16 protein-coding genes are annotated in these 22,560 nt (G+C 60.8%); 9 read left to right on the top strand and 7 right to left on the bottom strand.

Features of this window, described 5'->3' with window-relative positions; translation table 11 throughout:
* Positions 1-157: 157 nt before the first annotated feature.
* Complete coding sequence (locus tag VGG64_17515; GenBank protein HEY1601404.1) at positions 158-1,801, bottom strand: sigma-70 family RNA polymerase sigma factor; 1,644 nt, start codon at positions 1,799-1,801, stop codon at positions 158-160.
* A gap of 373 nt (positions 1,802-2,174) precedes the next feature.
* Here VGG64_17515 and VGG64_17510 point away from each other — a divergent pair, with 373 nt between their 5' ends.
* Entirely contained in the window at positions 2,175-3,809 is a 1,635-nt protein-coding gene (locus tag VGG64_17510; protein HEY1601403.1) for an acyl-CoA carboxylase subunit beta, read from the top strand.
* Between the two features lie 103 nt (positions 3,810-3,912).
* Positions 3,913-4,692 (top strand): enoyl-CoA hydratase/isomerase family protein, encoded by a 780-nt coding sequence (locus VGG64_17505; protein HEY1601402.1) that lies wholly within the window; start codon positions 3,913-3,915, stop codon positions 4,690-4,692.
* Between the two features lie 89 nt (positions 4,693-4,781).
* Here VGG64_17505 and VGG64_17500 read toward each other — a convergent pair whose 3' ends face one another.
* Complete coding sequence (locus VGG64_17500; protein HEY1601401.1) at positions 4,782-5,534, bottom strand: HisA/HisF-related TIM barrel protein; 753 nt, start codon at positions 5,532-5,534, stop codon at positions 4,782-4,784.
* Between the two features lie 43 nt (positions 5,535-5,577).
* Positions 5,578-6,582 (bottom strand): alpha/beta hydrolase family protein, encoded by a 1,005-nt coding sequence (locus VGG64_17495; protein ID HEY1601400.1) that lies wholly within the window; start codon positions 6,580-6,582, stop codon positions 5,578-5,580.
* A gap of 277 nt (positions 6,583-6,859) precedes the next feature.
* Here VGG64_17495 and VGG64_17490 point away from each other — a divergent pair, with 277 nt between their 5' ends.
* Positions 6,860-7,891 carry a glycosyltransferase family 9 protein gene (locus tag VGG64_17490; protein HEY1601399.1) on the top strand — a complete coding sequence of 344 codons (1,032 nt, stop codon included), beginning with the start codon at positions 6,860-6,862 and terminating at the stop codon, positions 7,889-7,891.
* Between the two features lie 54 nt (positions 7,892-7,945).
* Here VGG64_17490 and VGG64_17485 read toward each other — a convergent pair whose 3' ends face one another.
* On the bottom strand, positions 7,946-8,548 hold the full coding sequence (locus tag VGG64_17485; GenBank protein HEY1601398.1) for a DUF4254 domain-containing protein: 603 nt from the start codon (positions 8,546-8,548) through the stop codon (positions 7,946-7,948).
* 365 nt (positions 8,549-8,913) lie between these two features.
* On the opposite strand from VGG64_17485, the gene VGG64_17480 reads away from it, so the two are divergent.
* Positions 8,914-9,213, top strand: coding sequence for a DUF4404 family protein (locus VGG64_17480; protein HEY1601397.1), 300 nt, complete (start codon positions 8,914-8,916; stop codon positions 9,211-9,213).
* On the opposite strand, the gene VGG64_17475 is transcribed toward VGG64_17480, so the two are convergent.
* Positions 9,210-9,995, bottom strand: coding sequence for a hypothetical protein (locus VGG64_17475; protein ID HEY1601396.1), 786 nt, complete (start codon positions 9,993-9,995; stop codon positions 9,210-9,212). The genes VGG64_17480 and VGG64_17475 overlap by 4 nt on opposite strands.
* A 339-nt stretch (positions 9,996-10,334) precedes the next feature.
* Here VGG64_17475 and panB point away from each other — a divergent pair, with 339 nt between their 5' ends.
* Positions 10,335-11,135 carry a 3-methyl-2-oxobutanoate hydroxymethyltransferase gene (gene panB, locus VGG64_17470; protein ID HEY1601395.1) on the top strand — a complete coding sequence of 267 codons (801 nt, stop codon included), beginning with the start codon at positions 10,335-10,337 and terminating at the stop codon, positions 11,133-11,135.
* Positions 11,136-11,206: 71 nt separating this feature from the next.
* Positions 11,207-13,279: a thioredoxin domain-containing protein gene (locus VGG64_17465; protein ID HEY1601394.1), complete on the top strand. Its 2,073-nt coding sequence runs from the start codon at positions 11,207-11,209 to the stop codon at positions 13,277-13,279.
* A gap of 37 nt (positions 13,280-13,316) precedes the next feature.
* On the opposite strand, the gene VGG64_17460 is transcribed toward VGG64_17465, so the two are convergent.
* Positions 13,317-15,512 carry a S9 family peptidase gene (locus VGG64_17460; protein HEY1601393.1) on the bottom strand — a complete coding sequence of 732 codons (2,196 nt, stop codon included), beginning with the start codon at positions 15,510-15,512 and terminating at the stop codon, positions 13,317-13,319.
* 262 nt (positions 15,513-15,774) lie between these two features.
* Between VGG64_17460 and VGG64_17455 the strand changes: the two genes are divergently transcribed.
* On the top strand, positions 15,775-18,324 hold the full coding sequence (locus VGG64_17455; GenBank protein ID HEY1601392.1) for a ComEC/Rec2 family competence protein: 2,550 nt from the start codon (positions 15,775-15,777) through the stop codon (positions 18,322-18,324).
* Between the two features lie 174 nt (positions 18,325-18,498).
* On the opposite strand, the gene VGG64_17450 is transcribed toward VGG64_17455, so the two are convergent.
* Positions 18,499-18,771: a hypothetical protein gene (locus VGG64_17450; GenBank protein HEY1601391.1), complete on the bottom strand. Its 273-nt coding sequence runs from the start codon at positions 18,769-18,771 to the stop codon at positions 18,499-18,501.
* Positions 18,772-19,220: 449 nt separating this feature from the next.
* Between VGG64_17450 and VGG64_17445 the strand changes: the two genes are divergently transcribed.
* On the top strand, positions 19,221-20,672 hold the full coding sequence (locus tag VGG64_17445) for an outer membrane beta-barrel protein (GenBank protein ID HEY1601390.1): 1,452 nt from the start codon (positions 19,221-19,223) through the stop codon (positions 20,670-20,672).
* Positions 20,673-21,261: 589 nt separating this feature from the next.
* A partial coding sequence (locus VGG64_17440; GenBank protein ID HEY1601389.1) for a peroxidase family protein occupies positions 21,262-22,560 on the top strand: 1,299 nt, incomplete at its 3' end.

Raw genomic sequence — 22,560 nt, 5'->3', positions numbered from 1 at the left:
TTTTGGCGGCAAAAGTTCCTCTGGCCGCAATGCACGCCGCCTGTCGTAGAGCGCAAAAAAAAGAGCCGCCAACCGAAGCTGACGGCTCGTCGCGCAAGCACCGTGCGCTTTATATCTTTGTTGAATTTCGCGCTGCCCTATCCCCGCCGATTCTCGCTTAGGCACTTTCCGCTTCATCAACGAAGCCCGACAGTGCTTTGCAACGCATCGGATGTTGCAGCTTGCGAACCGCCTTGGCCTCGATTTGGCGAACGCGTTCGCGGGTTACCGAAAAGATCTGGCCGACCTCTTCCAGCGTGTACGAATAGCCGTCGGCCAGGCCGTACCGCAGTCGCAGGATTTCTCGCTCGCGATAGTTCAGCTCTTCGAGCACGGTGGCGATCCGCTGCTTGAGTGCGTCTTGGCTCATTTCCGCCAAAGGATCGTCCTCGCGATGGTCTTGCACGAACTCGCCGAAGAAGCTGTCGTCGTGGTCACCGACCGGTTGATCGAGCGACAGGGGGTGCCGTGTCATCTTCAGCACGCAGGCTGCCTCTTCCAGCGACAGCTTGGCCGCGAAGGCCACTTCTTCGACCGTCGGCTCGCGCCCGGTTTCCTGCACCAGCTCGCGGGCGACAATCCGCACCCGGCTCATCGTTTCGATCATGTGTACGGGCATGCGGATCGTACGGCTCTGATCGGCAATGGCCCGGGTGATCGCCTGGCGAATCCACCATGTGGCGTAGGTCGAGAACTTATAGCCGCGAGCATGCTCGAACTTATCGACGGCCCGCATCAAGCCCGTGTTTCCTTCCTGGATCAAATCCAGAAAGCTCAGACCACGGTTGCGATAGCGTTTGGCGATCGATACCACCAGCCGCAGATTGCCGGCCGACAGCACCCGCTTGGCTGCGTCGTAACGCGATTGATAATCCAGCGTCTGGCTGATTCGCCGCGCCAGGGTGGCGGGGCTCTCCAGCGTGATTCGCATCAAGTAGTGCAGCTCGCGGCGGAGCTTCTGCGCAACTTCGCTCGCCGGGCCATGGCCACGCAGCTCTTTAATCTGCTCGCGTAGCATATCCATCCGCTTCGAGATCTCGACGATCTGGTCCATCACCGGCTGCAAACGCTGTGTCCGCAGATTCAATTCTTCGACCAGCCGCACGGCTTTGCGTCGGCGGAGCACCAGCCGGCGCCAGGCGGCACGCCGCTCGACCTTGGGACGGCTCTTCGAGATCGCCACGCGAAAGTCGTTGACGTTCTGCCGTAGCAAATGGTCGAGCGTGTTCAGGTTCGGAGTCAATAGCGACAGGATCTGCTTCTTCTCGGTCGCGTCGGTGACAGAGACTTCCACGGTTCGGTCGAGCCGCAGCTCGCCGTTGCGCACTTTCTTCAAAAGCGTGACAGCGCCTTGCAGCACATAGTCGTTGGCCAGCATGTTGTCGCGGAATCGCGTACGCGTGAACTCAATCTGCTTGGCGGCCGCGATCTCTTGCTCGCGCGTCAAAAGCGGTATCTCGCCCATTTGCATCAGATAGATCCGGATCGGATCGTCGATGCGGTCGCCGGAGCCGGTTTCGACGTCGACTTCCGCCACTTCTTCCGCCTCGTCTTCGGCCACCTCGGGCTCGTCGGCGGCTTCGAAATCGTCGTCTTCGACGACTGCTTCAGGCTCCTCGGGCAGCTCGTCACGTGCGTCCAGCGGACGGCTGGGCCGGCCCGGGCGGCCCGGTCCTCGGCCTGTTCGCCCACGGCTAATTGCAGTGTGCTTCGATGCGACGGTTTTTCCACGAACGACGGATTTACGGGCGGGCTTGCGCAAGGTGCATTCCTTCTTGAGATCGCCGGAGTCGCTGATTACGACCGAAGATGTGAGGCCGCGATGGGTGCGTGGGCTTAGTAAGCACGCGCAGTGCCAAGGACTCCGGCAACGAAGCGGCAGGCTCGTCTAAAGCATTATTCGGAAAGCACTAACGCATAGTCCAGAGGACCGGCGGACGGCCGATGACTCAGGGCGGTGGTGAATCATTGCAACATTTCACGAAGCGCGGCCGTTGCGTTTGGGAAACGTAAGGCTCACGCGGTGGTGGTCGCGCTTTGACCTCGGCAGTCGCCTGCTATGATGCTTTGCAAGGGCGGCGCGCAGCGATCCCGCCATTTCCTGGCCATTCCCGCCGACAGAGAACGCACCGTCCATGCCCACGACGACCGCCGGAGAGCCCCACGACCTGGCCGAACTAGCCGCCAGCATCCACCAGCAGGAAGTCGAAATCGCGCTGGGAGGGGGTCGAAAAGCCATCCAGCGGCAGCATGAAAAAGGGCGTCTCACAGCCCGCGAGCGAATCGATCTGCTCGTCGACCCGGACACCCGGTTTTTTGAAATCGGCCTGTGGGCCGGTTGGGAAATGTACACCGAGTGGGGCGGCGCCCCGGCCGCTGGGGTGATTTGCGGAGTGGGCACCATCGCCGGCCGCCGGCACATGATCATCGCTAATGACGCCACCGTAAAAGCTGGGGCGTTCTTCCCGGCCACCGCCAAGAAAGTATTGCGGGCTCAGAGGGTCGCATTCCAGAATCGATTGCCTTTGGTCTACCTGGTCGATTCGGCGGGTGTTTTTCTACCGTTGCAAGAAGACGTGTTTCCCGACGAAGACGACTTTGGCCGCATCTTTCGCAACAACGCTGTGATGTCCGCCGCCGGACTCGGTCAGATCGCGGCGATCATGGGCAACTGCGTCGCCGGCGGAGGCTATCTGCCCGTCTTGTGCGACAAGCTGCTGATGACAGACGGGTCGGGCTTGTATCTGGCCGGACCGGCCCTGGTGCGCAGCGCCATCGGGCAAGTGGTGGACAGCGAGGAGTTGGGTGGCGCGGAAATGCACGCGCAAGTCAGCGGCACGATCGACTACCGCGATCCCGACGACCATGCCTGCCTGGAGCGGCTGCGCCGGCTGGTCGGCGCTGTGCATCCCGATTCGGCTACCCCCCCTGCCCCGTTCGCACGATTCGCCGCGACGGCGCCTGCGCGACCCCCTGAGGATATTTACGAGTTGGTCAGCGGCAATCCGCGCCGCGACTATGAAGTGCGCGACGTGCTGGCTTGTATGCTCGATGCGGGCACGTTCGACGAATACAAGCCAGAGTACGGTCAGTCACTGGTATGTGGCACCGCCCGGCTGGGAGGCTTTCCGGTCGGTATCGTCGCCAATCAGCACCATCAGATCCGGCCGGCCGACGGACCGATTCAATTCGGGGGCGTGCTGTACGTCGACAGCGCGGAAAAGGCAGCGCGGTTTGTCATGAACTGCAACCAGGATTGGTTGCCGATCTTGTTCCTGCAGGACGTAAATGGCTTCATGGTGGGTAAAGCTAGTGAACGCGATGGCATCATCAAGGCCGGCGCCAAGCTCGTGAATGCCATTGCCAACAGCCGTGTGCCCAAGCTCACGCTACTGGTGGGTGGTTCTTTTGGAGCCGGCAACTACGCCATGTGCGGAAAGGCTTTCGATCCGCGTCTGGTTCTAGCGTGGCCTTCGTCGCGCTGCGCCGTTATGGGAGGCGAGCAGGCCACCAACACCTTGTTGGACGTGATGGTCAAGAGCCTCGAGCGCCAAGGACATGCCGTCGACTCGGCAGAATTGGCAGCCCTGCGTGATAAGGTCAAAGGGGATTACGACCGGCAGATGGATCCTCGCTATGGTGCGGCGCGCGGCTGGGTCGACCGGATCATCGACCCGGCGCAGACCCGCGACGAATTGGTCTTCGCCCTGGAAATTGCCACCCGGCACGCCAGCGACGAGCCCTTCCGCGTCGGCGTATACCAGGTTTGAAACGGCGCGCGACAGAACAAGCGCCGAACGAGGAGTGAACGACGTCCCTCCACTGCGGGCCTTCTCGACAAACAGCCACTGACCACTCACTCTTAAGCGCAACATGTCTCTCGTACGCATCAACGTGCACGGCTCGACAGGCACGATCATTCTCAATCGACCCGAGCGGCGCAATGCGCTGTCGCGGGAAACGATCGCCGCGCTGATGCAGGCGCTGTCGGACCTTCATCAAGAGCGGCGCGTTCGCGCCGTGGTATTGACCGGGGCGGGAACGTCATTCTGCGCTGGAATGGACCTGGCCGAAATGCACGAGACCAAGCAAAGCGAGGATCCACGCGCCCAGTGGCGCGAAGACGCCACGCAATACTTGGAACTTATCGAGACGATGCTACGGTTTCCGAAGCCGCTGATTGCCGCCGTCAACGGCGCGGCAGTGGCAGGGGGCGCGGGACTGGTATTGGCCTGCGATATCGTGCTGGCAGCGAACGATGCCCGCTTTGGATTCCCGGAAGCACGTCGCGGCATCGTCGCAGGGCTAGTCGCCCCGCTGTTGGTCTTCCGCATTGGCGCCGGGCAAGCAGCTCACCTGTTGCTCACGGGCAGCCTGATCGATGCCCAGGAAGCGCATCGCATTGGCGTGTATCATCGTCTGGCGCCGGCCGACCTCGTCTGGCCGGCAGCGACGGAAATTGCCGGTGAGTGTGCCGCGTGCGCTCCCGAGTCGTTGCAACTCACTAAGCAATTGCTGAATGAGACGATCGGCGAAAACCTGCAGACATTGTTGACGGCAGGTGCAGCCGCGAGCGCTACCTCGCGCACTACAGAAGCGGCTGCCGAGGGGCTGGCCGCATTTCTCGAAAAGCGCCCACCCAAATGGCAGTAGGTGTGGGATAATGTCGCAACGGTGAATGGGGATACGCCGCATTCGCGTCACCCACGGCCAGATCTGCCGTATCGCTCATCATTGCGCAGTCATCGCACGTCATTCGTCGTGATCCGTCCGTCGTGCAACGCCGACGCCACCAGCGCCGCGTCGCAACCGGCCTCTCTCATCGCGTCCAGGTCGGCAGGACCACGCACGCCGCCTCCGGCAATCAACTCGCACTGCGGGTGAGCCGCACGCAGTTGCCGGCACAGCGCCAATGTGCCAACCCCGCCACCGACTCCCACATCGGCCAGATCCAGCACGATCAACCGGCGTGCTCCGGCAGCAATCGCAGCAGCCGCAATCTCCTCTGGCAGTGCATTCTGCCATTCCGCGGCACGCGCGATCGGTCGACCCTGCTTCAGATCGACGCTGAAGATGAATCGCTCGCTGCCCACGATAGCAACTAGTTCCCGCAGTAGTTCCGGCGCGGCAATACTCTCCAAGCCCACGATAACGCCTGCCAAAGGTACTGACCCTACGAGAGACTGCGAGAGCGTCGCGGCCCGGTGCACGTCGGTCACTCCCGCGTCGACGAGCAATTTCGCACCGCTAGCGCTTAGCTCTTCGTAGATGCGCCAGGCTGGTTCGGCCCCACCGATGGCGTCGAGGTCGGCCACGTACAACTCGGGCAGGCCGAAGTTATCGAATAGCGCTCGCGCAACCTCGGCTGGTTCAGCCGATGAACAGAGCGAACTCACCAGCGGCCGGTATTCGCTCCGCCGGCCAGCCACCCCTCGTACGACCACGCCTCCTAGCAAGTCGATGACGGGAATGATGCGCACGGGTAGATAGGACAAAACGCACCGTTCAACGGCGTGAATCTACGTCGATGTAAAGCGGTTACTTGCCGACCGTCGCGACAGGCTCGGGCTGAAAGAATTTCGCTACCCGGCCTAGCGCATCGAAGATATAGCGAATTGCCGAGTAGTGCCCGGCGTCAAACCATACGATCTCGGGCTCGCCAAAGGCATGCCATAACGATTCCGTGCATACTTTGGGTATCACTTCGTCGTTGCTGGCGTTGAGCATGAGAATCTTTCTACCACGCACCCGATCGCCATAGGTCACGGGGTCGATCTGCTTGAGCAGCTGATAGAACTCTTCCTTGCTGCCGCCGCGCGCGCCCCAGCGCGCCCGCAAATCGCCTAACTCGGGAGACTCCCAGGCGATTTTGGCCATGTCGCCTCCGGCTAACATCAGGCAGATTTTTTGAAATCGTGGCTCGGCGGTCGATGCCAGGGCACTCGTGATGCCGCCCAAACTGATGCCGAAGATTCCCAATTGATTTTCGTCGATCTCGTCCTGACCGGCTAACCATGCAGCGGCCTGACGAATATCGAGTATGCCCTGACGCATGTTGGCTATCGTCATATGCGGATCTTCGGAGATCATGCGTACATCTTTGCCGGCCGGCCGACGTTCGCCGTAATACGGCAGCTTCAAGAAGAGCGCCGCCACGCCGTTCTGTGCCAGCTGCCGACAGAACAGCCGAGACAATTCAAAATCCCCACCCAAGATGTGCAGGACGACGACTGCCGGATGCTTGCCCGGCGACAAGGGGCGAAAGTATTCGCAATGGACCGTATTGTTCTCGACGTGGGCCGTTTCGACCGGCGAAGGGAACGTGACCAGCGATATCTGCATGGCCGTCGACGCTGTCTTTTGGAATTCCTGGTGGAACTTGAACGAATGCGGCTCCATCCGGAACAGTTCGGGCACCGTCGCGTCCTTGTCCGTTAGCTCGAAGCGGACTTCGCCCTCTCGCGGCGGAGGTAGGGCCGCCGCCCTTGACATCCCAGAGGACAGCAAAACCGACACGAAAAGTACCAGGAAGTATCGCTTCACGATTCAAGTGCCTTCGTTTGATGTGGTTCCCAACTGAAACGCCCAGCGAACACTATACCAAGGAACCTCCCGACGCGACCAGAATGGTCGCCCTGTTGCCCCTGCCGGACCCTGAAATGTCGGGTCCGAGGGTCCAGCGCCGAGACGCCATTTCTCCCAGTATTTGCACCGCAGCCGGGGGGCAAAGCTCTATTGGTCGTTGACCGCCCAGCGGACTATGATCCCCCGCTTGGCTCCCCCAGGTCCCCTGCGACGTCCACACGCGAGGACGCTCATAATGCTCGATGGCAACCCACGCATCCTGATCGTTCGCCTCAGTGCCATTGGCGACTGCATCCACGCGATGCCGGTGCTGACGGCGCTGCGGGATCGTTTGCCTACGGCGTTTATCAGCTGGGTCGTCGAAGGCCGATCAGGGAGTTTATTGAGCGACCATGCAGCGCTAGATGAGCTAATCATCGTGCCCCGCGGCTGGTTGAAGTCACCACGCACCGTGTGGCAATTGCGGCAGAGGCTGCGACAGCTGCGCTTTGACGTAGCGATCGACGTACAGGGCCTGACGAAAAGTGCCATCGCCGCCTGGCTGTCGGGCGCGTCACGGCGGATCGGTCTCTCGGGCGTCGATGGCCGCGAGCTGAGTCCGTGGATAAACACAGAGCTAATCGAGCCGCGGTCGAGCCACATCGTCGATCGCAATCTGGAGTTATTAACGCCGCTTGGCATTACTGCACCGCAAGTCCGTTTCGGCCTACCGCAGAAAGCCGTTGAGGATGCGCGAACCCGCGAGATGATCGCGGCCGCCGATCTAACGGCTGGATTTGCAATCGTCAATCCCGGAGCAGGCTGGCCGTCGAAGCTGTGGCCGCCGGAACGCTTCGCGGCGGTCGCGCGCTACTTGGGACATAATCGTGGTCTGCCCAGCCTGGTGGTATGGGCGGGTGGGCAAGAAAAGAACATGGCCGAGACCATTGTCGCGGCCTCCGAAGGGCACGCCCGCATGGCACCCACCACATCGCTGACGGAGTTGGTTGCGTTGCTGCGTCGCGCGCGACTATTCGTCGGCAGTGACACGGGACCCCTGCATATGGCGGCCGCCGTGAACACTCCCTGCGTGGCCCTGTTCGGACCGATGCCGGCCGAGCGCAATGGCCCCTACGGCGCAGGGCACGCCGTCGTGCAGAAAATGTGCCTTTCGGGCAATAGCCGCAGCCGACGCACGGCCGGGCCCGAGTCGATGCTGGCCATCACGGTCGAAGACGTGGTCCAGGCGTGCAATCAGATTCTTGGGCTTCGCGTCAAAGCCGCGTGAAGTTCCGCGGCGAGCGCGAGCCATTTCGCACACGGTGCCGCAACACAGGCAAATCTAGGCCACCTTCTGCGGCACGCCGTACAAGTACGGATTCATCGTCGGGTCGTTGTACATCTTCAGCTGGCGATACAGCTGCAGCCGTTTTCGGCCACTGGTAATGTCGGCCAATAGCTCTTCCAGAGCGCCAGAAAGGTCTGCCCGCTGAGTCTGACAGATCGCGAGCCGATCGGCGGCCTTCTGCTTGTGCTCGGCCGTGGCGTCCGTTCGATCGACCTGTTCTTGCAGGTGATAAATTCGCAAGGACAAGATCGACAGGCGATCGATCGAGCTGCCTGGCGTCTCGGTATTCAGGCGCGCCCCCTTTTGTGGAGCGATCCCGTCCCGCGCCAACCAGTCGATAAGGAAAGCGTCGATCCGCTCGATGTAGTCGTTGCGCTGCTGATTGTATCGATCGATGGCCCGCTTCACTTCGGCAATGCGCTGGTCGCTGACCTCGGGGCTGCGGGCGACATCCTCTTCGTGCCACAACAAAAAGTTGAACTTGTGTTGTTCGCACACGACCTGCAGCATTCCGTGGTACGGATTGCGAACTTCTTGCTGATGCCAGAGGGCCACAGTGCTAGAGTGCAGGTCGAGGACATCCTGTACCGGGATCATGTCGCATTCCTTGCTTTCGAGAACAGCGAAGCAGACGCACTACTGTGCCCGGCCCAAGCGGCGCCATTTAGCAATGACCCGAGCGCGGATCACAGCGGCAGTCTGAAAGGGCGGATTATAGGCATTCGCCCGGATTTCGGCCAAGACTAACTGGAACCGCAGGAGCGTCTTGGCCGGTCGCGTTCCTGGCCCGTCGCGGCTCTTGTTCGCCACGCCCCAAGGCCGTATCTTTGCCAGCAGAACTATCCGCGAGCCGTGGCGGCCCTTCTCGAACTATCCAACAACCGGTAGCGAGCCGGCCGATCGTCAAACGATTCCTTGCACGTCAAACCGGCGCGAGCGCGCGATTGGAAACGGAGAGGCAAATGCCCGAGATGTCGAACGATTTGCGTGAGACGCTGGCCCGCTTGCACGAGCAATTGCGCAGCACTCCCGACATTAGTGCCGAGACCCGCACAGTACTGCAGCGGATCGTCCAGGACATCCATTCCTTACTGGGTGAAACGGCTTCCGCGGGGGGCTTACAGCCGGGGCCCAGCGGCGCACGGCACGACTCGATCGTGCGGCAGTTGGCCAACGCCGAACAGGAGTTCCAGGCAGTGCATCCTACGCTAGCCGGCGTCGTCGGCAGCGTCATCGACGCACTAGGACGAATGGGGATCTAGTTGCTGGCCCGTTTGACCGTCTTCGCCTTGGAAGCCTTTTTCTTTTTTGCCGGCGCTTTGGCCGATGCTTCCAGCGGCTCGGAAAGTGTAATCGTCACTTCCTCGCCATACACGTGACCAGCCTGCTGTCCTTGTGGCGGTTGCGCCGTGCGTCCGCGCACCGTGATCTCATCCCCGGCCACGGCCAGCGTGTAGTCGTCGACTTCGACTTTGATCTCGGCATCCTCGGCCAATTCGACCTTGATGGATTTGCCATCCGCGACAACTTGCAGCTGATTATCTTTGAACAGCTTGATTGTGCCCACAACCACCAGTGTTTCGATAGCGCCCTTCTGCTTAGCGCGCGGCTGGTCTTCTTCGCCCGGCTCGTCGGAATGAATGCCGGGCTGCGCAGTTTCCGAGGGAGTCACGACGTATAGCTCCTCGATGGGAGTCTTGGTCTGCATCTTCCTATCGAAATCCCCCTCGAAGCGCACCATCACGCCGGGCTTCAGGTAATCGCGTTCGGCCGTGCCATTGCAGACGACACGCGTGTAATCCTGCGCGATCTGCAGCAGGTATGACCGTCCGTCACATTTGATATCAAGGCCTTCCGCATCAACCTTTTCGACCTTCCCTTTTAGATCCACAATCGGCAGTTGCTGATAGCGCGCTTGCAACGTTTGCTGCACCTGCTGCGCTTGCCGTGGGTTGTTGCCGTACTGCGCCCAGGCGGACCGATCCCCCGGCGCAAGCGACGCGACTATGCACGTCAAAAACGTCCCCGTCGAAACTCGTCCCATGATTTTCCGCCTCTCCATTCCGCTCTGCGGCCGCTAGGGTCCGCGGTTTGGTCGGCCCTGCTTCTACGATATCGTGTACCTCGTCAATCGCCAACTGTTTGCTGCCTAACGGGCCCGACCTGACGCGCTAGCGGAACGTATGCTTGTGGTGCCAGGCTGGGCACCCAGAACCGCAGGCGCCGCCAGTTGCCCGGTGGTCCGTGGCCAACCCGGGGTTGCCGCGGTTGTCAGCCTAGACCCCCACGGTAACAATGCTTGCGGCAAATCTGCGGTGCCCACCGCGACCTGCCAACGCCCTCGTTCTCCTGTCGCACGCCCCGACCTTCAGGTTCCCTTTCCATGACAAAGCAGGAAGGCCCGATCACGGTGCCCCAATTCGCGGCCATGAAGGCCGCCGGTCAGAAAATCGCCATGCTGACCGCCTACGATTTCACCATGGCCCGCTTGCTCGACGCGGCCGGCGCGGACGGAATCCTCGTCGGCGACAGCCTGTCGATGGTCGTACAGGGGCATACCAATACGCTGCCCGTCACCCTCGACCAGATGATCTATCATGCGGAAATGGTCGGACGGGCCGTCCGGCATGCCCTGGTGGTGGTCGATATGCCTTTCCCAACTTGCCATTTGGGAGCCTGTAAGGCAATCGACGTGGCCGGTCGGATCCTCAAAGAGACGCGCTGCCAGGCTGTGAAGCTGGAGGGGGGGGCGGAGCAGGCCGACACGATTGCCGCCATGGTCTCGGCCGGCATTCCTGTCATGGCGCATTGCGGGCTGCGTCCGCAAAGTGTCCATGTGCTAGGCGGCTACAAGGTGCAACGCGACGAAGAGAGGCTGCTGGCCGATGCTCAGGCCGCGCAGGAAGCCGGTGCGTTTGCGGTGCTGCTGGAATGCATTCCTACCGCGGTGGCAAAGCGGATTACGGAAACTCTTTCGATTCCCACGATCGGCATTGGTGCCGGGCCCGGCTGCGACGGCCAAGTGCTGGTCGTCAATGACATGCTGGGCATAACCGACGGCTACCTGCCGCGCTTCGTCAAGTCTTATGCAAATCTGGCACGCGACATTCAAGAGGCTGCCACTCGGTATCGCCAAGAGGTGCGCGACGGCACTTACCCAGACGCCACGCATTCGTTCAAATAGGCGCTGCCGAGCCTGTGCATCATCGCGCATGCTCGGTTGCGACTAAACGCACGAATGCCGAGGTCCCCGCGATGCCCAACCGTCTGGCCCACGAGACCAGTCCGTACCTGTTGCAACACGCCTCGAATCCTGTCGATTGGTTTCCCTGGGGCGTCGAGGCACTCGCCAAGGCAGTGCGCGAGGAGATGCCGATTTTTCTATCGATCGGCTACTCGGCTTGCCATTGGTGTCACGTCATGGAGCACGAGAGCTTCGAAGACGCCAATATTGCCACGCAGCTAAACAAAGATTTCGTCGCCATCAAAGTGGATCGTGAGGAACGGCCGGATCTCGATCAGATTTACATGAGCGCCGTGCAAATGCTTACAGGGCGCGGCGGTTGGCCCATGTCGGTATTTCTTACGCCGCAATTGCAGCCTTTCTATGGCGGCACGTATTTCCCGCCCCATGCAAAGATGGGCATGCCGGGGTTCGACCAGGTGCTGTCGGCCGTGGCCGATGCCTGGCGTAATCGCCGCGCCGAAGTTCTTTCGGCAGCCGGAAGACTAACCGAGCAGATAACGTCGATGGGCCACCTCACGCCCGAGGCAGATGCTCCCACGCGGGCACTATTTGGCAACGCCCGCCGCTCGATCGAGCGCATTTTCGATCCGCATAACGGTGGATTCGGCGGTGCGCCCAAGTTCCCCCATCCGCTCGAACTGCGCCTGCTGCTGCGTCTCTGGCGGCACGATCGCCAAGACAGCACGCTCGACATGGTACGAACCACGCTCGACAAAATGGCTGCCGGCGGCATTTACGATCATCTGGGCGGCGGTTTCCACCGCTACTCGGTCGACGATCGTTGGCTAGTGCCCCACTTCGAGAAGATGCTCTACGACAATGCGCTGCTGGCGACTTGCTACTTGGAGGCCTTCCAAGCAACGGGCGAGCGCCGCTACGAACGGGTCGTGCGCGAAACGCTCGACTATGTGCTCAGCGATATGTGTGATGCCGACGGTGGGTTCTACAGCACGCTCGATGCCGACAGCGAAGGCGAAGAGGGCAAGTTCTACGTTTGGACGCCCGGCGAAGTCGAACACGTGTTGGGCGCAGCAAAGGCCAAGACATTTTGCTACGTCTACGATGTCACCGAAGTCGGCAACTTCGAGCACGCGAACATTCTGAACCTCCCCAAATCGATCGAGCAATGTGCGCAAGTGCTCGGTCGCAAGCCGCAGGAACTAGACGCGGAGCTGGCCGAGAGCCGCGCCAAGCTGCTGGCTGTCCGCGCAAAGCGGATTCCGCCGGGGCTAGACGACAAGGTGCTTGTGAGTTGGAACGGTCTGATGATTGCCGCGATGGCACAAGCTGGCAGCGTGCTCGGCGCGCCGCGGTACGTGGCCGCGGCGGCTAAAGCGGCGCAATTCATTCTCGCGCGGATGCGCAAAGACGACGGACGCCTGCTGCACGCCTATCGCGCTGGCCAGTCCCGTTTTGATGCATATCTGGACGACTATGCCTGCCTGGCCGACGCACTGATCACGCTCTACGAAGCCGATTTCGACGAGTCGTGGATCGTCGCCGCCAGCACGCTTGCCGACACGATTCTGTCGCACTTCGCCGACCACGACCAGGGAGGTTTTTTCTACACCTCCGACGACCACGAAACACTCGTCGCGCGCCCCAAGGACGTACAAGATAGTTCTACCCCCAGCGCCACGGCGATGGCTGTGACCGTCCTGTCAAGGCTGGGAAAACTCACGGGACGGAGTGATTATCAGTCCGCAGCCGACGAAACGCTACGGCTGTTCGCCGGCCTGATGCAGCAGCATCCGATGGCGGCGGGGCAGATGCTGCTGGCGCTCGACTTCCACCTGGGACCGACGCCGGAGCTAGTGCTGCTGCCAGGAGAGGACGAGGCAGACCTTGCTACCCTAATCAACGATCTCCGGCGCCGCTTCTGGCCCAACAAAGTGATCGCAACGCGCCCTGCAAAGAACGAGTCGCCTTGTTTAGATTCCATGTTCGCTGGGAAAGAATCTTCCAAGCATTCCAATCCCGAGCGCGGGCCGAGACTGTTTGTTTGCGAGCACTTTGCCTGCCAAGAGCCCATCGCGGGCGTGGCAGCCGTTACGGCCGCGTTCGACCGTTGGACAGAATAACAAGCGGGCTACGCCGGATCTCTTCTTTCGAGGCGAATCACTTTGGCAAAGACTGCGCCAACCCCGGCACCTCGTTCGCACCCGCTGGCACGGTAATGCTCGAACCAGCGAATGCCTTGCCGATGGGTTCATAGCGTCCGCCCAGATGTTCGGCCAGGAAGGCTTCGCTCACGGCATAGAACGATAGCCGATTCTCTGGCCGCGCAAAGCCGTGCCCTTCGTCGGGGTAAAGCACATAGGTCACGGGAATCTTGTTCTCTTCCATGGCTTTCACGATCTGATCGGCCTCGGCCTGCTTCACGCGCGGGTCTTTGGCCCCCTGGCCGATCAAGAGCGGCCGCTTGATATTCGCCACGTGTGATAACGGCGACTGTTTGGTGAGCATCTCGCGCCCTTCATCCGTGGTGAAGTCGCCGACGCGATCCTTGAACATTTGCACCTGCGGCTGCCAATAGGGCGGAATGGATTGCAGCAGGGTAATGATGCTCGAAGGCCCAACGATATCGATCCCGCAGGCGAACACATCGGGTGTCATGGTCATGCCTACCAGCGTGGCGTAGCCGCCGTAACTGCCACCTGTGATGGCGATTCGTTTCGGGTCGGCGATCTTGCCATTCGTGGCCCATTCCACGGCATCCAACAAGTCGGTGTGCATCTTGCCAGACCATTCCTTGTTGCCGGCATTGACGAAGTCCTTGCCAAAACCGGTCGAGCCGCGGAAGTTGACGCTTAGCACTGCGTAGCCACGATTGGCCCACAATTGATGACCGGCGTCATATCCCCAATCGTCTCGTCCCCAAGGGCCACCATGCACATCGAGCACCATGGGCAGCGGCACGCTGGGACGCCCATCGCCGTCCTTATCGGTCCCCATCGGCAAAGACAGGTAGCAGACCAATTCCAGACCGTCGCGGGCTTTCACAACCACGTCGTGCATTTTCACGAGTGGCAAGCCGTCCAAGTCTTTGCGGTTGGCAAACAAGAAACGGGCCTTCTTCTGTTCGTGATCGTACAAATAGTAGCGTACCGGCCCGTCGTCGCAGAGATACGCCACGGTCCATAACTTGTCGTCCAGCGTGCGGCTGGTCACCTCGACATCGCCACGGCTCACGGTGGCCAGGTAGACGAGATCGGGCTTGATCGTAGGATCAAGAATCTGCCACTCTTTTCGCGCATAGTTGAACGCCACGGCCTGAATCGTCTTCTCCGTGGGATGTGCAATCACGCCGCCCACGTCGGCCTTGGAATTCTCGGCCAAGACATTTTGCTTGCCTGACTTAAGGTCGATCGCCGTCAAGGCACCCGTATTGCGATCGCGACTGTCGATGAAGTACAGCACGTTGCCCGATTTATCGAAGCCAGCCGGAGAGGTCGTCAGCGTGTCCGCCATGGGGATTTTCAAGAAATCGTCCCAACCTCCCCCGCCGTTCGGTTGCAGAACGACGCTGCTCCCATCGGGCAGATACTGCATGGCGAAACGGACCTTCAAGTCGTCGTCGGTCAGGTAGCCCGAGAAACCTTGCTTGTTCTCCTCGACCAGCTTGCGTTCACCGGTGGTGATGTTTACGCGATAGATGTCGTGCAGTTGCTCGTTGCGATCGTTGAGCCCGATCAAGATTTCGTCCGGCACGCGATCGCTGACTTCTTCGATTTGTGCCGCAACGTTCGCCAGCGGCGTGAGATCCTTGGTGGTGTTGTCCGCTAGGTTCACGGCATAGACGTGCCAGTTTTCGTCGCCGTCTTGATCTTGGATATAAAGGACGTGGTTGTTCGTATAGGCCCAGAAGTAGGCGCGTATGCCCCGTTTCTTGTCCTGGCTGACTGGCTTGGCCGCCGCCGGATCGTCGGTCGGACCGACCCACACGTTCATGACACCGTCGACCGGCGCCAGATAGGCTAGTCGCTTGCCGTCGGAACTTAGACGCGGGCTGGATTTTTCGGGATTGCCGAACAGCGCCGTGCGTGGGATCAACGGCACGTCGGCCAAGTAGCTGGGAGTGGCGGCGGCATCTTTGGCCGTGGCAGTGCTCGGCGCTGCGGCCCCATCGGCGACGGCCTGCGTCGTCACCGCGGGCTCGGTCGCAACCGACTTTTGCACCGGCGGCGCGATTTCTTCCGTCGCGCCCGTGGCCGCGCCAGTGGGTTTCTTGGACTTTTCCACAGCCGGATTACAGCCCTGCAACGCCACTAGCAACAATCCCGCCGTTAGCCAATTCGTCCAAGCACGCTTCATCGATCCGTCTCCCCTAGTCGAGGTGTAAAACCACCGCCGCTCATCAGGTGCACTCACGTCCGCTCCCCACGCGCCGCAAGATAACCGATCGGCGCGATAGTCGCCAAGGGAATCGAGCGGTCCGATGCCGAGCTTTGCCCAAATCACCAACATGCGCACATCGCCGCTACTGGCAGCGGAAAATGCTGGTCTCAGCCTGTGCAGTAGCCTACAGTGACGCTGATTGGCACAAACGCTGGAATCCGGCGCGAGGGCAGCGCATTTGGATGCGACCGCAATAAATGTCGAAGCTACCAGGCAACCTGGCTATCAGCCCTTGGTCGTTGTGGCCGCGGCGGTCTGCGCGGGCATCGTGCTCGATCGCTACTTGCCGGCCCGGATGGTCTTCTGGTGGATTCTGGCGGCAGGCCTGTGGTCCTGCTGGTTTTTGACCTGGCTGGGCAACGGCGCGGCGCGGGGAAATCTTCCGTTGCTGCTGTGCCTGGCGGCAACTGGCGCCGCCTGGCACGAGGCAAGCTGGTCGCTCTTTCCCACCGACGATTTGGGCGTCTTTGCCACCGAAGCGGCACAGCCGGTGTGCCTCGAAGCGGTCGTCCGGCGCGGTCCGCGGCGTATTCCCGCCCCGCAATTCGATCCGCTGCGGCCGATCACCACGGCGGAACGCACCAGGCTCGCGCTGCAAGTAACAGCCGTGCGCAATTCTGATCGCTGGGAATCCGCCTCGGGCAGCGTAACGCTCGACGTCGACGGACAATTGCTGGGCGTGGCGGCCGGTGACCGTTTGCAGATCTTCGGCCAATTGCGTGCGCCGCGCGGCCCGATGAATCCAGGAGAGTTCGACTTTGCCGACCACCTCCGCGCAGACCGCCACCTGTGCCGGCTCGTCACGGATCATCCGGAATGCGTGAAATCGATCGAGCGCGGATCGTGGTGGCAGCCCGTGCGATGGTGGGACCGTCTGCGCAGCGCCGGCGACAATGCGCTGTGGTCAAGCGTTGACCGCGCCCAGTCGGGGCTCGCTCTGGCGCTGATACTCGGCGAGCGCGAAGAGCTCGACGGTGAGGCCACTCGGCAGTTCTACGAAACGGGCACCGTGCATTTGCTCTCGATATCAGGGTTGCACGTCGGGCTATTGGCCTTGGTGCTGTTCCGCGGCTTGGAACTCGGTTTTTGGCGCCGACAACCTGCACTGGTGGCGGTGGCTCTCATAACGGCGCTGTATGCACTGGTGATCGACGCTGAGCCAGCGGCGATTCGGGCCACCGTCATGGTCTGGCTCGTGTGCGCCGCGATCTATACCGGTCGACCTGTCTCTCCTTTCAATCTACTGGCCGCGTCGGCCTTGGTCGTCGTGGCGATGAATCCGGCCGACCTGTTTCGCATCGGCCCGCAATTGTCGTTCTTGGCCGTGGCGACCTTGGCGTGGGTCGGTCCAAGACTGGCACGACGCCCCACTGTCGACCCACTCGAACGGCTGATTGCCGAGTCGCGCCCCTGGATGGTGCGCGCCTTGCACAGTTTCGGGAGATCCACGAGACGATTCTTGCTCATAACAGCGGGCGTCTGGCTGGTTTCGCTACCACTTGTCTTGGCACGATTTCACATCGTCTCGCCCGCGGCGCTATGGTTGACGCCGCTGCTGACACTGCCGATCTCGGTGGGCTTGATCGCGGGCTTCGTGCTGGTGACGTTTGGCTGGTTGATCTGGCCGCTGTCGATACCACTTGCCTGGGTCTGCGAAGGTTCATTGGCGATCGTCTCGAAATCGATCGCGGCCTGCGACCACATTCCATTAAGCCATGTTTGGCTGCCAGGTCCTTCGTGGTGGTGGCTCGTCGGCGGCTACGGCACTTTGGCCGTTTGGGCCGCGAGCGCGCGCCTGCGTCCGCCACGTCGCTGGTGCCTTGGCATACTAGCCGGCTGGACGGCGATCGGGCTATTTGTCGCGCGCATTGAAAGCTCTCCGCGCCCGGCTGTCGACTGCACGTTCTTGTCGGTTGGACACGGCTGCGCCACGGTGCTGGAATTGCCCGACGGCACAACGCTGCTCTACGATGCTGGCCAGCTTGGCTCGCCCACCGCGGCGGCGCGATCGGTATCGTCGTTTCTTTGGTCGCGCGGCCGAACGCACATCGACGCTGTCATCATTTCACACTCCGACGTTGATCATTACAACGCGTTGCCCGAGTTGCTACGGCGTTTCAGCGTGGGGGTCGTGTATGTTTCGCCAGTCATGTTCGACGCGCAGTCGGCCGCCACTGAAACACTGCGGCACGCCATCGAGCGCGCCGGTGTGCCGATGCGAGAAATCTTCGCTGGAGATCGCCTGCGGACTACGCCCGAGTGCCGAATCGAAGTTTTGCACCCGCCGCGCCGGGGCACACTGGGTAGTGATAATTCCAACAGCATCGTGCTAAAGATCGAGTACCGTGGACGCCGGCTACTGCTGCCTGGCGACCTGGAATCCCCCGGACTTGACGAGCTTTTGGCCGAGATCCCCTTGGACTGCGACATCGTGCTGGCGCCTCATCATGGCAGCACGCGCAGCGATCCCCCTGGGTTTGCCGCCTGGACCACGCCCGACTGGGTGGTCATCAGCGGCGATAATCGTTCGACGCGTCCTCAGGTTGCCGCTGCTTATAGCCAGCGCGGCGCCACGGTACTCAATACCTCGCAAACAGGGGCCGTCACGGCGGCGATCGATGCGCAGGGTGTACACGTTTCGACGCATCGCAGGAACGCATCGCGCAAGCCGACGCAGCCGTCTGTCGACCTCGACGTTGACGACGAGCAGGGGCTAGTGCCCGATTGAACGCCTCCCGCTGCTGAACGTTCGGTTGGGCCAAGGTGGCAAGCGGGGCAACAGCCAGCTTGTATATGTGCAACGTTCGCTTTCGCATCGCGCTTTGCGCCGCACGAAATCAGCCTGCCGCTTCGTTCGGCAATCCCCGGGGCCATACTTGCAGAAAATTGGGGAGGCGGGGCTTCAGGATTCGCCGTGGTTCGGCAATGCGGTTGGTCGAGCACCCGGTGACGACGTCGGCTCTTCGATCATTTCCGTGTACAGCGCGTCGGGGTGGATGCCGCGGGCGATCATCGCGATCCGCTGGCGATGCGAAAGCACGAGCTTCGTCACCACGATGATCGCCGTCGTCATCGCCACGATGGCTACGACGCCCACCAGCATTCCGGCTGCCGGTAAAAAGTTGTGGTGATCCAGTAGTTGCAGCAACGAGTCGCTAAATGAAATCTGGCGCATTTCGCTTGACCTCCCGGCGTGAGTCGGCACCACCTGATAACTCAATCTAATGTGGGTTCGTTCGGAGTGCGAGAATCTTTGCTGCGCGTTCCACGCGTAGGTGAGGTCGCGCGCTCTCTTCCAGTGCCCGCGCACGTCCGGTCCAGCCACGGCGCAAAGCGCTGTTTTCCACCCTCCCCCTCTCTCGATTGGTGACAGCACGTCGCGAGACTTCACGCGACCGTTAGAGTTTACCACACCCTCGACGTAAGTGCTGTATCGCCAAGCGGATGTGATCGATTCGCCGTCAACTTATCACGCTGGGGCTACCGATAGCAGAATTGTCGGCAGACTCGGCGCGCATGGTCGTGCCCTGTGAACGATGAACGACTAACGGATTTGTGATCTAGCAGGAAGTCAGGCGGGCACCTGCTTTTTCTCCTAACCCCAGGAATAACGGAGTGTTGGTCATGAGGTTTACCAAACGAGCGATGGCGATAGCCATTGCCGGCCTGCTGGCTGGAGGCCAGGCCTATGCGCAGCAGCCGACATCGGCTTCGACGCCGGCGCGGCAATCAGCATACGAGTACGACAGCTACTACGCTCAGGAACCCGATGCTGCCGCCAAGGAACCCGCCCCCGCGGCGCCCACCGGTGGCAGTTGCGACAAAAACGGCTGCGCCGAGAAGAATGGCTGCGGCGAAGAATCTGGCTGCGCCGGCGCCGCCGCAGACGATGCCGCACCGGAGATGTGCCACTTGTTCGAGTGCTGCTTCACCAAGAAGTGGGGCTTGAACATCGGCGGCTGGACGACCCAAAGCTTCACCTGGAATACCAGCAATCCAGCGGATCGCTTCAACGGTCCAGTGACTTGGACCGATCAGTCCAACCAGTATCAGTTGAATCAGCAGTATTTGTTCTTCGATCGCCCGACCAACACGGGTGGCGACGGCTGGGATCTTGGTGGTCGCGTCGACTTGCTGTACGGTACCGACTATCGTTTCACGACGGAAGCCGGGCTGGAAAACAAGATCAACACGCCCAACAACCCTTACATGGGTTTGGCGATTCCACAGTTCTACGGTGAAGTGGCCTACAACAACTTGAAAGTCAAGTTGGGTCACTTCTACTCGCCGGTAGGCTACTTTGTCGTGCCGACGATCAACAACTTCTTCAACACGCTGCCTTACACGTTCCAATACGGCGAGCCGTTCACTCACACTGGCATGTTGGCCACTTGGACGGCCAATGAGCATTGGACCTTAGGCGGCGGTTTCACGCGTGGTTGGGACAACTTCAGCAACGCCAACCCGCACCTTGGATCTTTGGCCACGGCGACTTGGACCGGCGACAATAAAGACTCGCTGGCGTGGGTTTGGGTGCAAAGCCATGAGCCAGACGCCAACTCGAGCGGCATTGACCCTCCTGTCGGCGGTCGCGTGTACACCTCGCGATTCTTGCAAACCTTGGTTTATTCCAAGCCGATCACCGACAAGCTGACCTGGGTCGCGCAGAGCGACTTGGGCGTGCAAGGTGCCGCGTTCGGCGCTGGAACCCGCACCGCTCGTTGGTACGGCTTGAACCAGTATCTGTTCTATAAAGTGAACGACGCGTGGACCTGGGGTGCCAGCTACGAGTGGTTCCGCGACGAAGAAGGCTTCCGCGTCGGTGCCGCGGTGCCGTCTGTGTTTAATCCCAATGGCAGCGGCAACGCCGTCGGCCCGGGCTTCGCAGGCAACTTCTGCGAAACCACGTGGGGTCCGCAATGGCGCCCGGGTGGCAGCCAGAACCTATTGATCCGGCCCAACCTGCGTTGGGACTGGTACAACGGTGGCCGCAACTCGGCCGGCCAGCTCCCGTATGACAGCGGCACACGCAGCCAGCAGTTCATCTGGGGCACGGACGTGACGTTGATCTACTAACGCGAAAAAGCACTCTGTGCATGCCATATACCGCCCGCGCCACTCGATGGCGCGGGCGGTTTTTTTGCGCTGGCATCGTGCCGCCGAAGCCTAGCCGCATAGAGTAAACACCCTAGTGCTTCTGAGTAGTCATTGGGCAGTAGCTGCATTTGGCGCGCAAATTCCTTGACAAGAACCAATGTGCCAGTATGATCCGCAGTAGGCCGTGCATCACTGCTTGCGGTGCAACTCAACTTGGACCGGGCTGGTCGGTTGAGTCGCGGCCTAGACACTGGCGTGAAGCAGCAAAAGACCGACATTTCTAAAAATCCGATCGTTGTTCACGATCGGGTCACCACGACCAAACCTGTGTGGTGTTATGCGCGCACATGGCCTATCAAGGGCCTTTTTGTGCGGGCCAAGCCCCCCTCTGCCCTTATTGGGGCAGGTCCAAGTCTCCAGGTAACGCCCGCGTGTGTCGCAGCGCCAGCCCGGCGATTCTCCATTGATCGGCGGGCCAGTAAACGCCATCGGGCGTTCGTCCCTTGTTGTGAGCAGGCTGCTCGCAAAATCCTCAATTCAGGGGCTCTATCTGAACTGAGGGATCACCATGAGAAAGCATCTGAAGCTATCTATCGAACTCCTCGAAAGCCGTGTGCTAATGGCGGCCGATCTCGCGGTCGGCGGCACCGATGCCAACGTGCTGCAGAGCCTCTTGGCCGCGACGACAGGAGACGATCTCTCCACGTCGAGCGGCGATGGCCTGTCCAGCGCCGCCACGGCCGGCAACTCCGCATCGGTCGCGCCTGCGCCAACCTCGAGTACGGGAGTTGTTGGATCACAAGGTGTCGAGCCGATTAACGGCTTCGGCAACAACATCGCCCACCCGACTCTCGGCGCCGCGAACTCGGATTTTGCGCGACTCACGTCGGCGAATTTCGCCGACGGTATTTCCGCTCCAAACGGACCGAACCTTCCTTCGGCACGAGCGATTTCGAATTTGATCGCCAATCAGGATGTCAATGGCGTCGAGCAGGATCTGGACAACAATACCGCTATGTCGGACTGGGTGTACGCCTGGGGTCAGTTCATCGACCACGACATCGATTTGACCGAAAGCGGCGACGTGGCGATGAACATTCCCGTCCCATCCGGCGATCCCACGTTCGATCCGACCGGTCAGGGCAATCTATCGATCGCCTTCGACCGCAGCCAGATTGCGCCGGGAACCGGCACCAGTACTTCGAATCCTGCTCAGTTCGTCAACCAGGACACGTCGTTCATTGACGGCTCGATGATTTACGGCAGCAACGCCACGACGGCCGCCGCTTTGCGCACCTTTTCCGGCGGCCAACTCAAGACATCGGCCGGCGATCTGCTGCCCTACAATACGATGGGCTTGAACATGGCCGATAACATCGGCGTGCCGGAAAGCAGTTTATTCGCGGCCGGCGACGTGCGCGCCAACGAGAACGTCGAACTTTCCAACATCACGACGTTGTTCGTTCGTGAGCACAATTACCAGGCGAATCTCCTCGCCAAGCAGCATCCCACGTGGACTGACCAGCAGTTGTATAACGGGGCTCGTCAAATCGTGATCGGCGAGATCCAATCGATCACGTACAACGAGTATCTGCCGGCCATGATGGGCAACAACGCGCTGACGAACTATCGCGGCTACAACGCCAAAGTTAATCCGTCCATTGACGTGGAATTCGCCAGCGCTGCGTTCCGTCTGCACACGTTGCTTGATGACGATGTCGAGTTCCTCAACAACAATGGCACTCCGTCGTCGACATTGCCCGAGTTGCCGCTGGCTAGCGACTTCTTTCAACCTGCCATTGTCGCGCTGCCGGGTGAAGTGGCTGCCAATCTGAAGTATCTATCGACCGATCTTTCGCAGGAAGTC

Source organism: Pirellulales bacterium (assembly GCA_036490175.1).
Lineage (GTDB): Bacteria > Planctomycetota > Planctomycetia > Pirellulales > JACPPG01 > JACPPG01.
The sequence above is the reverse complement of the archived record's forward strand: the minus strand, read 5'-3'. Positions and strand labels throughout refer to the sequence as shown.